We start from the raw sequence: 13,887 nt of genomic DNA on the forward strand, positions 1-13,887 counted from the left end.
TAAATAATAGAAGCTTTTAATTGATAAAAGAGCAGTTTTTAATAATCTCCTAAGGTTTCTTTAAGCTGAGTTAAAGCATTTGCAAGTTGTTCATCATTAGGCGCAGCACCGTGCCATTTATTGCTGCCCTGCATAAAGTCAACTCCGTAGCCCATTTGTGTGCTCATCAAGTTAACAATAGGTTTTCCTTTACCTGTTAATGATTTGGCATAATGCATGGCTTTCAAAACTTCTTCCATGTTATTGCCGTCGCAGGAAATTACCTGCCATCCAAAAGCTTCAAATTTGTTCTGAAGGCTTTTTAGTGATAATATTTTTTCGGTAGGACCATCTATTTGCTGACCGTTGTAATCAACAGTTAAAATAAGATTATCAACTTCATGGTGAGGAGCAAACATAAAAGCTTCCCAATTCTGGCCTTCCTGTAACTCGCCGTCGCCCGTTAAAACATATACTAACGATTTATCATGATTGAGTTTTTTAGCTAAAGCAGCGCCAATAGCTACAGATGTGCCCTGTCCCAGAGAACCCGAAGCAATGCGTATGCCTGGTAAGCCTTCATGGGTAGTAGGGTGGCCCTGTAATCTCGAATTGATCTTTCTGAAAGTAGCCAGTTCGCTTACTTCAAAATATCCTGATCTTGCCAAAACGCTATACCAAACCGGAGATATGTGTCCGTTCGATAAAAAGAAAAGATCTTCTCCTATCCCATCCATATTGAATTCAGGCTTGTGATTAAGAATTTCGAAATACAAAGCCGTAAAAAAATCGGCACAACCCAAAGACCCTCCGGGGTGACCAGACTGTACGGCATGTACCATTCTTAAAACGTCTCTTCTAACTTGCGATGCGATGTTTTCTAATTCGCTGATAGTATGTTTCATTAAAATAAAAGTTGATTACTAGCAAAGTTAAGCTAAATAAATAAAGCACAGGCATTTTGTGTGAAAATTCAGTTTATTAACATTTAAAAATAGATTGTATGAGGCTGTTTATCAACATTTTCAAATAATGTTTGTTGATAAGTTTGTTGTTTTATTTAAACTGTTTATATTTGAGTAAATAATTACCCAAAAATCAACAAATATTTCGCTTTTATGAGGATCTTTGCTTTATTAACACTCTTGATGTTTGGCCTGTCTGCACTTGGCCAAAAGGGAGGCGTGGGTATAGGAACGGAAAATCCAAATCCTAAATCTATTTTAGATATTTCGTCTACTGAAAAAGGTTTACTGATACCCCGATTATCCACAGTACAGCGTGATGCACTACAGGCTCCAGGAACTAATAATCAGACGATAAACGGATTATTGATTTTTAACACGACTACAAATAGATTTAATGTTTGGAAAGATACGGATTGGGAAGAAATCTTTAGTGGAAATAATGTAGGAGCAAAGGGTGATAAAGGCGATAAGGGTGACAAAGGAGATAAGGGCGATCCTGGAGTAAAAGGAGATAAAGGAGACGCTGGAGCGGTAGGGGTAAATGGTGTGAATGGCATTAACGGAGCTACCGGACCTCAGGGGCCGAAGGGAGAAAGTGGGTTAGATGGGCAGAAAGGTGATAAGGGCGACCCAGGAATAAAAGGCGATAAGGGCGATAAAGGAGACGCAGGGCCAGCATGGTATAATGGTACTTTAGATCCTCCCGTTGCTGCATCTGAACCTTCATCTGCTAAAAATGGTGATTATTATCTGAATAACAATAATGGCAAAGTTTATTTAAAAGTAAATAACAGTTGGGTTGAAGTAGCAAATTTAACTACAGGTGTAGTGGGCCCTGTTGGACCTGCCGGAGCTCAATGGTATAACGGGGCTTTAAATCCTCCGGCCCAATCTACAGAGCCCGCAGGAGTGAAAGAAGGAGATTTGTATCTCAACAATAATACAGGTAATGTTTACAAGAGACAGGCAGATGGAACTTGGGCCATTATAGCGAATTTAACCACGGGAATACAAGGCCCGAAAGGCGATCGTGGAGATGCAGGTCCGCAAGGTCCTGCAGGTTCGAAAGGAGATAAAGGAGATACTGGTTTGCCGGGAGTACAGGGTTTGCAAGGCCCTATTGGTCCTGCCGGTCCAACCGGTTTAACAGGTGCTACAGGACCGCAAGGTTTAATGGGCCCAGTTGGACCTAAAGGAGATAAAGGCGATAAGGGAGATCAAGGCCCTGCAGGTTTGCAAGGTGCGGCAGGCCCGCAGGGCCCTCAAGGTCCACAAGGTTTAACAGGCCCGCAAGGTCCTGTCGGAGCTAAAGGCGATAAGGGAGACGTTGGCGCTCAAGGCCCTCAAGGTGTTGCTGGACCAATAGGCCCTACAGGTACTAAGGGCGATAAAGGTGACAAAGGAGATACAGGATTGCAGGGGGCCACAGGTCCAAAAGGAGATACAGGAATTCAAGGTCCTGCCGGAGCTAAAGGCGATAAAGGTGATAAGGGAGATATTGGAGCACAAGGTCCTCAAGGTGTTGCCGGACCAACAGGTCCTACCGGTCCTAAGGGTGATAAAGGTGACAAAGGAGATACAGGTTTACAAGGAACAGCAGGCCCTAAAGGCGATACTGGAACTCAGGGGCCAACCGGACCAAAAGGTGACAAAGGAGATAAGGGCGATGCTGGAGCGCAAGGCCCTCAGGGTATTGCCGGACCAACAGGTTCAGTTGGCCCTAAAGGTGATACAGGTCCAGCCGGACCAATAGGTCCTATCGGTCCAAAAGGTGATAAGGGAGATAAAGGTGACAGAGGAGATGCAGGAGAAGCTGGTCCTCAAGGCCCACAAGGTCCTTCAGGAAGTGCGGCCGCCTGGCTAAGAACAGGAAATGGCTTAGGAAGTACTGGAGGAACTACCAATCCAGGTGTTTTTGGAGATTTTATTGGCACAACCGATGATAAAGAAGTTGTTATTGCGGCTAATCGAGCAGAGGCCATAAGAATAAAAATAAATGGACAGGTAAAAATAGGAGAGAATGGAACACCTCTAACTGCTATTTACAAAAGTACAAATACTATAGATCTGCCATTAATTGCCGCAGGAGCTTCATATAAACAAACTGTTTCTATAAGTGGAATTGCTAAAACAGCAAGTGTTTCAGTATCCTCTTCGCAAGAACTTCCTGATGGTTTATTGATCGCTTATGCAAGAGTATCGGTTACCGGAGTTGTAGAAATTAAATTTACAAATCTGAGCGGAGCAAGTATAGATCTGCCATCTATGCAATTTTATATCAGTGCTGTTGAATAGTTATTATGAAAAAAAACCTTATCATAATAGTATTGCATTTCCTGGTTAACATTGCATATGCGCAGGTTACCAATACAGGAACTACAATTAGTGTAGAAAAACAGGGTTTATTGTATGTGAATGAATCTTATACCCATAACAATGGTACATTGATTAATAACGGAGAGATCGTAGTTGAGAATAAATGGATAAACAATACAGGTTCAAAGCTACTGGATAATGGCTCAGTTGGTTTAGTAAGGTTTGCAGGTGGAAAAGGAATATTAGATGGGAAAAAGTCTACTTTCTTTCCTAAAGTAAGCTTTACGGGAGATGGGGTTTTTGATCTTAATAACCATATAGAAGTAGGCGATAATATCAGCATTGGAGATACCGAAATAAGAACAAATGGCTATAATTTAAGCATATTTAATCCTGATGTACAGGCTTTAATGTATAATAAAGGTTTCTTTTATACTCAGAAAGGAAGTTTCTTGTTCCGCAAAACAGGGCAAACCGGAACCTATATTTTTCCTTTTGGTTCAGATAAACTCAATTTAAAAAGGCCAGTAGCTATAACCCCCAAAGATGCGGCTGTAAATACTTATGGAGCTTCATTTATAGACAGAGACCCAAGTGATGATGGTTATAGCAGAATGGTTAAAAAATCAGGAATAGGCAGTATCAATGATAATTTTTATCATAAGATTATGCAGGCAGAAGGTAAAAGTAATGCCGATTTATTGTTTTATGCGGGTACAGAAGCAGATGAGTTCAATAATCTGGTAAGCTGGGCCGATCAAAACATTTGGGATATCGCACCGGCTATATTTAGAAAAGATGTAGCAACTTTATTGCCACAGCTAAATGCTGCTGCTGTCTATAAATTAATGGCATCAAACAATAAAGAAATACCTTTTGCTTTTTCTGCAACTTTGAATTCTATAGAACTTTATAATGCTTTTTCACCTGATGGTGATGGAGTAAACGAAAGATGGGAAATTAAAAATATAGATCTGTACCCCGATAATGATCTGAAGATATTTGACCGATCTGGAAATCTTGTTTACAAAAAAACTAATTATCAGAATACATCAGCCTGGGATGCTTCAAATGTAAGTGCAGGAACTTATATCTATCTTCTAAGAGTTGGTATTAATGGAGAGAATAAGGTGTATAAAGGAACTGTAACTGTTGTTAAAAAATAGTGCTATGAAGAAAATGATCTTTCTATTGCTTCTTTGTTTAAGTGCAGGTCTGGTTCGTGCACAACATGAGGTGATTTATAGCCAATATATGTTCAATAACCTGTTGATCAATCCTGCTTATGCAGGATATAAAGAAGATATCAATATTACTTTATTGAATCGCAACCAATGGGTGGGCATAAAAGATGCGCCAACTACCCAGTCTTTTATTATAGACGGAGCTTTTTTTAATAACAAAAATGTGGGTTTGGGCTTGTCTGTAATGAATGATAAAGTAGGCATACAGGGGCAAACCTCTTTTATGGCAAACTATGCCTATAGATTGCCTGTTGGCGAAAATTCAAGATTAAGCTTTGGATTGGGTTTGGGTGCCATACAATTTACGCTGAATGGAAATAATGCCGTGGTTGGAGATGGAAGTGACCGGAATTTTTCAGGACAACAGACCTATTTCTCTCCAGACGCCCGTTTTGGGATTTACTTTAGTAACGACCGTTTCTATGCGGGTGCTTCGGTTAACAATGCATTAACCAAAATATTGAATGAAAATAAAGAAAGAGCTAAATATGTGATATTGCCTCCAACAAACTTCTTTTTAACAGTTGGAGGATTGTTAAACGTAAATGAAAGTCTCAAATTCAAGCCCTCTTTAATGCTACGTCAAGATCCTAATGGTTATGGTAATTTTGATACCAATCTTTCTTTTCTGATTAAAGAAACTTTATGGTTGGGAGCTTCGTATCGTATGGGTGTTGATATGTTGAAAAATAACCAGGATATAAATAAAACATTTCAGCAAAATTCGCTGATAGGATTGGTTGAAGTTTTTATTGCTAAAAGCGTACGTGTTGGTTACGCATTTGATTATAGTCTTTCAAAATTAAATGGTTATACCGGTGGTAGTCATGAAATTTCGGTAGGACTTACCATAGGTAAAAAAGAAAAATATAACGCTTTGACCTCTCCGCGTTACTTTTAAACCCATCCTATGTCACTAAGAAAATTTACACGTTTCTTTTTTGCTTTCCTCTTGGTTTACCTTATGCCTTCGCTGCTATTTTCAGACGATATTAAGGATGCAGATAAGCTCTATAAATCTCTCGATTATAAGTTTGCCTTAGAGATCTATGAAAAAGTAATGCAAGGCAGTCCAAGTATGGAAGTAGCCGAAAAGATTGCCAACTGCTATAGATTTATCAATAACACCGAAAAGGCCGAAACCTGGTACAAAAAAACATTGAAATACCCAGATGCACCTGCTTATAATTATAAGTATTTAGCTGATGTGCTTAAGCAAAATGGCAAGTTTGAAGAAGCAGAACATAACTATCTAACCTGGGGAGAAAAAGATCAAAGTGTAAATACAGAAGCACAACAACAGGCAGAAGTTTGTCGTACAGCTAAATTCTGGACAGAAAATCCTGATGTTGGAGCCAGCATTAAAAACGAAAAAGCATTGAACTCTGAAAATTCAGATTTCAGTCCGGTATGGGCAGGCAAAGATTTGTTAGTTGTATCAGACCGTTGGCAAAAAGAGATGAAGGGAGAGAAAGTGTATGGATGGACGGGTAATCCCTATTTAAAATTATATGCATTGCATAGTGAAAACAAGCAGATAGAAGCCTTAAATAAGAAAATAAACAGCGGTTTTCATACCGGCCCGGCAGTTGTTAATGTAACGGCAGATACAATGATTTTTACCCGTTCAGTACCTTTTAAAAATAAGAATAACAGTAATAATCCAGGGCGCCAGTATCTTTTGATGGCAGTTAAACAAAACGGCGACTGGATGGTTAAAGACAAGCTTCCTTTTAATGCCGATGGCAAGTTTTCTGTTCAACACCCGGCTTTATCACCCGATGGCAGGATATTGTATTTTGTGTCTGATATGCCTGGTGGTTATGGCGGAATGGATATTTACTATGCAGAAAAGCAGACTAATGGTACTTGGTCTGCACCTGTAAATTGTGGGAGTGAAATCAATACTTCTGAAGATGATGTTTTTCCTTCGGTAAGAAAAGATGGGAAATTTTATTTTGCTTCAAAAGGACATATAGGTATGGGCGGATTAGATATCTTTTCTGCTGAAGGTTCTAAAAATAACTTTTCAAAAGTAGAAAATCTAAGGGCTCCGCTTAATTCGCCCAAAGATGATTTTGGCATTGTATTTAATGAAGATAACTTAACAGGCTATTTATCAAGCAACAGAGCAGGAGGGCTTGGCATGGACGATATTTATAGCTTTAAATTAGGAATCAAAGTAGAAGAAAAACCTCTTGAGAACATTTATGTAGTTCAGGGTATTGCTGTTGAGAAAGGTAGTAATATACCTATTATTGGTTTGCAGGTTATTCTACGTAATAAAAATAACGGCCAGGAAACCAGTGTTTATTCTGATGATCAGGGGAAATTCAGTTTCAAGCTTGATAAAGAAACAGATTACGTGCTGAGCGGTAACTCAGATAAATACTTTACCTCCCAAAAAGGTGATATTTCTACAAAAGGTATTAAGCAGTCTACGGTATTTGAAATCAAGTTTGAACTAGAAAAATCTAAGAATGCTTATACTATTACTCTCAATAATATCTATTACGATTTTAATAAGTGGAATATTAGAAAAGATGCAGAGGCAGAATTAAATAAGGTTGATCAGTTTATGAACAACATGCCTCAGATTAATCTGGAACTGGTAGCTCATACAGATGCAAGAGGAACCGCTGCCTACAATCAGAAGCTTTCTGAAAAAAGAGCAATTAGCGCTATGAATTACTTAGTTGGAAAAGGTATAGATGCACAAAGGCTAAAACCGATTGGAAAAGGCGAAACGCAATTGATTAATCAATGCGCAGATGGTGTTAAATGTACGGAAGCCGAGCATCAGTTAAACCGTCGTACAGAATTTAAGATTATTAAAATTACCCCTGTTGCATTGATAAAGCATACAGGTACATCCTTATTGGATTCTAAATAGCTCTTAGAAATCATTTAAAAAAATACTGTCCCGAAAAACAGGACAGTATTTTTATTTTTAAGCTAGAGCTTCTAAAACCTGTTGCGAAGCGTTCTTGGTATCTACTTTATTAATGATATGAGCAATATTGCCATTTTCATCAATAATGAATGTTTTACGGTTTGTACCCATGTATTTTTTGCCATACATATTTTTTTCGCCCCATACGCCATATGCTTCAACAATTTGTTTGTCGGTATCGGCTAATAAGGTAAAAGGTAAGCTATGTTTACTGATAAACTTCTGATGAGATTTTTCATCATCAACACTTACACCTAAAACTTCCATGCCTTTAGCTTTTAAACTTTGATAATTATCCCTAAAATCGCAGGCTTCCGTTGTACATCCCGGGGTATCGTCTTTAGGATAAAAATATAAGATTACTTTTTTGCCTCTAAATTGGTCAAGCGTAATGGCATTACCATCCTGGTCTTTTGCTGTAAATGACGGCGCTTTGTCGCCTGCTTTTAACTCGTTCATTTTATTTCGCTTTATCTGTAAAAATCAATTGCATAACGTTTTACGTTATCTTTCATATCAACAACAATCAGCTCAAAACTATGTTTTCCAGCTTTAGTATTTTCATCAAAGGAATGCCACAGGTTTGCTGTTTTTGTATCAAACTCCATTAAGACCCATTTTCCGTCAATGTAACCGTTAAAACTTTTTATTCCTGAAAGGTTATCACTAATTCTGAAACTCATTTTAGCCAGTCCAGCCATATTCTTGCCATTTGAAATATTAACAGGAACAATACTAGGAGCAATGGTATCTATAGCAACAAAGAAATTTCCAAAAGTTCTTGGGCTTGCTTTAACCCAGCCATTTTCAAAAATGCCACCCTGCGAAACATAACTACTATTTACAATGAGTGCTTTACTTTGATATTTATTTAAAGAACTATCCGGTTTAATCCAGATATCAAAGCCGGTATGCAATGGTGTTAAGGTGTTTTGTACTTGGTGTATAGCTGAAAAAGCGTTACCCTGTGGACGGCTGTGTTTTTTATAAACAAAACTCAAATCGTTATATAAAGTGCCTTTAGGTAGTACAATTTTAACATCTTCAGTAGTGTATTCATTCATTTGGCTGTAAGGAAACAAAATACCATCGCCAGCTTTAGGAGAAGCTATTGTTGCTTTATTGTTAGCCTGTACGTTAAAAGAAAGTGTGCTTTTATTTCCCTTTGCATCGGTAATTACATACCTTACTTTATGTAATTTTTCATCTGCAAAGTCAATTCGCCCATTATTTACCAGATTATAGTAGATTTTTAAAGGATTGCCTGGGTCAACAAAGCTTTTCTGAATATTTTGTTTGGTTTTAAGTGCTGTAGCATAATCTATATGTGAATTGATAGCTCTGCTATTCTCAAAGCTGAAACGCTCCAGAGCAGAAGTATAAACTGCAATGTCATCTACAAACAGTTCAATGCTATATACGCCATTATTACCCGATGCGCCATCATGTCTGTCGTTAACTACAATACCAAAACCTACTTCTCCTCCTAAATTTATAGTGTTAACCTTGTTAAGTGTATAAGTTCCGTTGCCACCTGCAACCTGGAAATATTGCTTAGGTGTAAATTCATTAAAAGTCAGGCCATTTAAACGGTAAACATACATGGCATGTATAACCGGAGGAATATGATCTGGTATTTCAATGCCCAATAACTGCGGATTAATCGTAGCTTCTGTCTTGCTGTCACGTAATTCAAAATGTAAATGAGGACCACCTGAGCTACCTGTATTGCCAGAATAGGCAATGACCTCACCTTTACGTACCTGAATCAGATCTGCATTAGGAAATTCATCAATTTCATACGATTTCTTTGCGTATTGTAACTGTTTTACAATTTGAGCTATTTTAGGGTTAAATCTTGATAAATGTCCGTAAACAGAAGTATAACCGTTGGGATGTGTAATGTAAAGAGCCAGTCCAAAACCGCTGTTTTGTACCCTTAACCTTGAAACGTATCCATCGGCAGTAGCATAAACAGGATAACCAGTACGTTGGTTGGTTCTGAAATCAATGCCCGAATGAAAGTGATTAGCCCTTAGTTCACCAAATGAGCCGGCAAGCTCAGGGGGAACAATATCAAGTGGATATCTGAAATCTGTTAAAGGATATTTATTATTACTGAAAACTTGTTGAGCCTTACTTAAGCTGATGTTTAAACAGGTAATTGAAAACAGTAATAAGCCAGTGTATATATTGAATTTGTATAAACGCCAGTTATGCATTTTTTATTTGATATGAAAATTAAGTAATTCGGTGCCTTCTAAATGAGCTGTTAAATGATCGCCGATGTTAATTTGCCCTACACCCTCAGGTGTTCCTGTAAAAATCAGATCACCTTTTTTTAAGGTGATATATTGAGATACAAAAGCAATTATCTTTTCGAAAGAGAACAACAAATTAGCCGTGTGTCCTTTTTGTCGTTTCTCGCCATTGATGTCCAGCTCAAAATTTAAATCATATAAATCTTTAAACTTATTTTTAGGTAAAAAATTACTGATCACAGCCGAATGATCAAAAGCTTTGGCCAATTCCCAGGGTAATCCTTTTTGCTTGTGCTCAGTTTGTATATCACGAGCGGTAAAATCTATTCCCAATCCAATTTCATCATAATAACCCGATGCAAATTTCTCGGAAATATGTTTGCCTTCTTTGCATATTTTCAGCACGATTTCCAATTCATAATGAATGTCTGAAGAAAAATCGGGCATGTAAAAAGGCTTGTTATCCTTAAGTACTGCTGTATCGGGTTTTAAAAATATAACAGGTTTGGTTGGTATTTCGTTGTTTAATTCTTTAGCGTGAGCGGCATAATTTCTGCCTATTGCAATAATTTTCATAAACAAAAATAGTAAAGAAAAGATATTTAGAGTACTGAAATACGTTTTATTACAGGTTCGCCTCCTGCTATGATCTTAAGAAAATAGATGCCGGGATTTAATTTATTGGGCAGCGTATAAGTTTTGGTCTGCTCACCATGAGGGGCTTTTTCATTAGCTAATGTTACTACATCATTACCCAGTAAATCAGTAATTTTTATAGAAAGATTTACCTCTCTATCGAGCCTCAGGTTAACATTTAACTGATCAACCACCGGATTAGGATAGATTTTTAATACGGTTAATGTTTTACCACTTTTACTATTTGAAGCTGCAGTAATGTTCGTTTCTTTTGCAGCAGATAATGCACCCATATAAGCTTTAGGTTTATAAGGTGTAATATTGGCTTTGATCTGTGGTGTTTTGGGAATAAAATTTTTGAAACCGCTTTTTATTGATGATGAGTCTACTTTTTGGGCAAAAACAGCAAAAGCAAAACTCATCAGCAATACCGAAAGGTAAATGACTTTATTTTTGAGCGCTATTTTTAAGTAGTTTCTCATTGATTTATGGCAACAAAAATATAAAAAAAATATTGAAATTATCAAGCGGGAAACGTATTTGAAAGCATTTTAACAAAATTTAACAGCCTTGTTTAAGTTTCTGATAATATAAACTTTTAATACAGAATGGTGTTTATGATATGCAGGAGATAAAGTGAATTATATTTTCATAATTTTGTGGCAAAATTAAAGAAACAGAAGTGTCAAAATTTAGTAACGTAAATAAACTTACTGCCGGAGGTGTTTTAGTTAGTTTAGGTATTGTTTTCGGTGATATAGGAACATCTCCGCTATATACATTAAAAGCTATTTTTAAAACGGCAAAAGAGGTCTCAGAAACTACACATGCGGCTGGTAATTACATTAATCCCGATCTGGTATTAGGTGCTTTATCCTGTATTATATGGACTTTAACGCTGCAAACAACCATAAAATATGTACTGATTACACTCCGAGCCGATAATAAAGGTGAAGGAGGAATCTTCTCTCTGTACTCGTTGGTGCGTAAAAGAGCAAAATGGTTGGTTATCCCAGCAATTATTGGCGGAGCTGCTTTGCTTGCCGATGGAATTATTACCCCAAGTATTACGGTAACTTCTGCTATTGAAGGGTTAAAAGTAAAATTTCCACACGTACAAGTATTACCTATTGTACTGGCTATTGTTACGGTATTGTTTATTATACAGCAATTTGGAACTAATCTGGTTGGTAAGTTTTTTGGCCCTATAATGTTTGTTTGGTTTGCCACATTGGGTGTGGCAGGTTTAGCACAGGTCATTCACGATCCAAGTATTTTTAAAGCACTTAATCCTTATTACGCAGTACATTTATTGGTTACCAATCCGGGTGCTTTAGCAATTTTAGGTGGTGTTTTCCTTTGTACAACGGGTGCCGAAGCACTTTACTCTGATTTAGGTCACTGCGGTAAAGACAATATAAGAGTGAGCTGGACTTTTGTAAAGCTCATGCTCATTTTCAACTATTTAGGACAAGGCGTATGGGTATTGAAAAATCCTACTTATGACCCGCATGTGGTAAATCCGTTTTTTGAACTTGTGCCAGAAAGTTTAGTGGTTTATATGGTTGCTTTGGCAACAACGGCAGCGGTAATTGCATCTCAGGCTATGATATCTGGTTCTTTTACCCTTATCTCAGAGGCAGTGCGTTTAAACCTTTGGCCAAAAGTAAGGATCAATTACCCAAGCATTCAAAAAGGACAATTGTATGTGCCTTCAATCAATTGGATTTTATTTGTGGGCTGTATAATTGTGGTAAGTGTATTTAAAACTTCAGACAATATGGAGGGAGCGTATGGTTTAGCCATAAACCTTACCTTTTTAATGACCACCATTTTGGTAACCGTATTTATGCTGAGAAAGAAATTCCCAAAATACCTTATTGTTCTTTTTGTACTGATTTATGGCGTGATAGAAATGGCCTTCTTGGTAGGTAACATGTCTAAATTTGTACATGGAGGCTGGGTAACACTTCTCATCAGTTCGGTTTTGTTAAGTGTAATGTGGACCTGGTATAGTTCAAGAAAAATCAAAAACAGATTTGTAAAATATGTAGAGATAGAAGATTATTTCGAAATTATTAAAGAGCTAAGTGTTGATGAGAGTGTACCTAAATATTCTTCTCAATTGGTGTATTTAACAAGTGCTAATTTTAAAACAGAAATCGAATCAAAGATCATTTATTCTATTATACAGAAAGAACCTAAAAGGGCAGATGTTTACTGGTTGGTGCATGTTGATGTAATGGATGAGCCTTATACCATGGATTATAAGGTTGAATTCCTGATACCGGGTAAACTGATCAGAATAGATTTTAAATTAGGTTTCAGAATAGAGCAACGTGTAAACCTATTATATCGTAAAGTAATTGAAGAACTTGTTAAAAATAACGAAGTTGATATTACCAGCCAGTACACTTCTTTAAACAAGCATAAAATAGCAGGAGATTTCAGGTTTGTGCTTTTAGAAAAACACTTGAGCAAGTTTACAAATCTGAGCTTTTATGAAAGAAGCATCATGGATTACTATTTCATACTTAAACGTTTTGCTTTATCAGAGGTATCAAGTTTTGGGCTCGATTCCAGTTATGTTGAAGTAGAAAAAGTACCTTTAATTTTTGTATCGCCTGATGATATAGAATTGAACAGATTGCCTGTTTAATGCGTTCTTAAATAGGCATCCGTCAGAAAACAAATGGCAAAAACCAAAGAAGCATAACCATTTGTGGTGGCAAATGCCTTATTTACCTTGCTGATATCGGTAGGCTTAACCAATAAATGCTGATAGATCAGCATAAAGCAGAAGAAAGCAATGCCGATATAATAAGCCCATCCGAAGTTGTAAAAAGCTAAAGGCAGTATAACACAGGTAGCCGAAAGTAGGTGCAAGAATTCAGATAAACGCAGAGCATTTTTTCTGCCTAATGCAGCAGGTATGGAGTGTAATTTTTCGCCTCTGTCAAACTCTTCATCCTGTAGGGCATAAATAATATCAAAACCGCTAACCCAGAACAATACAGCAAAAGCATAAAGAACAGGTACAATACTAAAATGACCGGTTACGGCAATGTAAGCACCTATAGGGGCAAGGCCTAAACCAACTCCAAGAACCAAATGGCATAAAGCGGTAAAACGTTTGGTATAACTATAAAAAAGCACTACAAACAAAGCAATAGGAGAAAGGTAAAAACATAAAGGATTAATAAACCATGTAGCCGCAATAAACAGAATACAGTTTACGATTACAAAACTTAAAGCTTCTTTTGCACTTATTCTACCGGCAGGAATATCACGAGTGGCCGTACGTGGGTTTTTAGCATCAATACTACGGTCTAAATAACGGTTAAATGCCATTGCGGCATTTCGCGCAAATACCATGCACAAAAGCACAGCAATAAATAACAGCCAGTTAAAGGGTTTTTCGGTGCTATTTACACCCAAAAAGAAACCGATCATGGCAAAGGGTAAAGCAAAAATAGAATGTGCAAATAATACCAATGAAAAATACTTCTTCATGTTCAATTCTGATCTTT

11 protein-coding genes are annotated in these 13,887 nt (G+C 37.3%); 5 read left to right on the plus strand and 6 right to left on the minus strand.

Annotated features, from left to right (window positions below; translation table 11 throughout):
* Positions 1–38 precede the first annotated feature (38 nt).
* Positions 39–884, minus strand: coding sequence for a transketolase (locus MMF97_RS09025; protein ID WP_243361687.1), 846 nt, complete (start codon positions 882–884; stop codon positions 39–41).
* 213 nt (positions 885–1,097) lie between these two features.
* On the opposite strand from MMF97_RS09025, the gene MMF97_RS09030 reads away from it, so the two are divergent.
* The 4 genes from MMF97_RS09030 to MMF97_RS09045 are packed head-to-tail and all read left to right on the plus strand — an operon-like array spanning position 1,098 to position 7,400.
* Positions 1,098–3,242: a collagen-like domain-containing protein gene (locus tag MMF97_RS09030; protein ID WP_243361689.1), complete on the plus strand. Its 2,145-nt coding sequence runs from the start codon at positions 1,098–1,100 to the stop codon at positions 3,240–3,242.
* 5 nt (positions 3,243–3,247) lie between these two features.
* Positions 3,248–4,429 carry a gliding motility-associated C-terminal domain-containing protein gene (locus MMF97_RS09035; RefSeq protein ID WP_243361693.1) on the plus strand — a complete coding sequence of 394 codons (1,182 nt, stop codon included), beginning with the start codon at positions 3,248–3,250 and terminating at the stop codon, positions 4,427–4,429.
* 4 nt (positions 4,430–4,433) lie between these two features.
* Positions 4,434–5,408: a PorP/SprF family type IX secretion system membrane protein gene (locus MMF97_RS09040; protein ID WP_243361695.1), complete on the plus strand. Its 975-nt coding sequence runs from the start codon at positions 4,434–4,436 to the stop codon at positions 5,406–5,408.
* Positions 5,409–5,417: 9 nt separating this feature from the next.
* Positions 5,418–7,400, plus strand: coding sequence for an OmpA family protein (locus MMF97_RS09045; RefSeq protein WP_243361697.1), 1,983 nt, complete (start codon positions 5,418–5,420; stop codon positions 7,398–7,400).
* Positions 7,401–7,457: 57 nt separating this feature from the next.
* On the opposite strand, the gene bcp is transcribed toward MMF97_RS09045, so the two are convergent.
* Genes bcp through MMF97_RS09065 form a run of 4 tightly spaced genes read right to left on the minus strand, consistent with a single transcriptional unit; the run spans position 7,458 to position 10,839 of the window.
* Entirely contained in the window at positions 7,458–7,919 is a 462-nt protein-coding gene (bcp, locus tag MMF97_RS09050) for a thioredoxin-dependent thiol peroxidase (RefSeq protein WP_243361700.1), read from the minus strand.
* 11 nt (positions 7,920–7,930) lie between these two features.
* Positions 7,931–9,682, minus strand: coding sequence for a M23 family metallopeptidase (locus MMF97_RS09055; protein ID WP_243361702.1), 1,752 nt, complete (start codon positions 9,680–9,682; stop codon positions 7,931–7,933).
* Positions 9,683–9,685: 3 nt separating this feature from the next.
* Positions 9,686–10,297, minus strand: coding sequence for a fumarylacetoacetate hydrolase family protein (locus MMF97_RS09060; RefSeq protein ID WP_243361703.1), 612 nt, complete (start codon positions 10,295–10,297; stop codon positions 9,686–9,688).
* Positions 10,298–10,323: 26 nt separating this feature from the next.
* On the minus strand, positions 10,324–10,839 hold the full coding sequence (locus MMF97_RS09065; protein WP_243361705.1) for a T9SS type A sorting domain-containing protein: 516 nt from the start codon (positions 10,837–10,839) through the stop codon (positions 10,324–10,326).
* 200 nt (positions 10,840–11,039) lie between these two features.
* Between MMF97_RS09065 and MMF97_RS09070 the strand changes: the two genes are divergently transcribed.
* Entirely contained in the window at positions 11,040–13,016 is a 1,977-nt protein-coding gene (locus MMF97_RS09070) for a KUP/HAK/KT family potassium transporter (protein WP_243361707.1), read from the plus strand.
* Here MMF97_RS09070 and MMF97_RS09075 read toward each other — a convergent pair.
* Positions 13,013–13,870, minus strand: coding sequence for a UbiA-like polyprenyltransferase (locus tag MMF97_RS09075; protein WP_243361708.1), 858 nt, complete (start codon positions 13,868–13,870; stop codon positions 13,013–13,015). The genes MMF97_RS09070 and MMF97_RS09075 overlap by 4 nt on opposite strands.
* Positions 13,871–13,887: the final 17 nt, after the last annotated feature.

Origin of the sequence: Pedobacter montanisoli, assembly GCF_022809115.1 — a bacterium.
GTDB classification, from domain to species: Bacteria; Bacteroidota; Bacteroidia; order Sphingobacteriales; family Sphingobacteriaceae; genus Pedobacter; species Pedobacter montanisoli.

Coding starts and splice junctions, on each gene's coding strand:
- MMF97_RS09025 (WP_243361687.1), bottom strand. CDS start 884: ATGAAACATACTATCAGCGAATTAGAAAACATCGCATCGCAAGTTAGA.
- MMF97_RS09030 (WP_243361689.1), top strand. CDS start 1,098: ATGAGGATCTTTGCTTTATTAACACTCTTGATGTTTGGCCTGTCTGCA.
- MMF97_RS09035 (WP_243361693.1), top strand. CDS start 3,248: ATGAAAAAAAACCTTATCATAATAGTATTGCATTTCCTGGTTAACATT.
- MMF97_RS09040 (WP_243361695.1), top strand. CDS start 4,434: ATGAAGAAAATGATCTTTCTATTGCTTCTTTGTTTAAGTGCAGGTCTG.
- MMF97_RS09045 (WP_243361697.1), top strand. CDS start 5,418: ATGTCACTAAGAAAATTTACACGTTTCTTTTTTGCTTTCCTCTTGGTT.
- bcp (WP_243361700.1), bottom strand. CDS start 7,919: ATGAACGAGTTAAAAGCAGGCGACAAAGCGCCGTCATTTACAGCAAAA.
- MMF97_RS09055 (WP_243361702.1), bottom strand. CDS start 9,682: ATGCATAACTGGCGTTTATACAAATTCAATATATACACTGGCTTATTA.
- MMF97_RS09060 (WP_243361703.1), bottom strand. CDS start 10,297: ATGAAAATTATTGCAATAGGCAGAAATTATGCCGCTCACGCTAAAGAA.
- MMF97_RS09065 (WP_243361705.1), bottom strand. CDS start 10,839: ATGAGAAACTACTTAAAAATAGCGCTCAAAAATAAAGTCATTTACCTT.
- MMF97_RS09075 (WP_243361708.1), bottom strand. CDS start 13,870: ATGAAGAAGTATTTTTCATTGGTATTATTTGCACATTCTATTTTTGCT.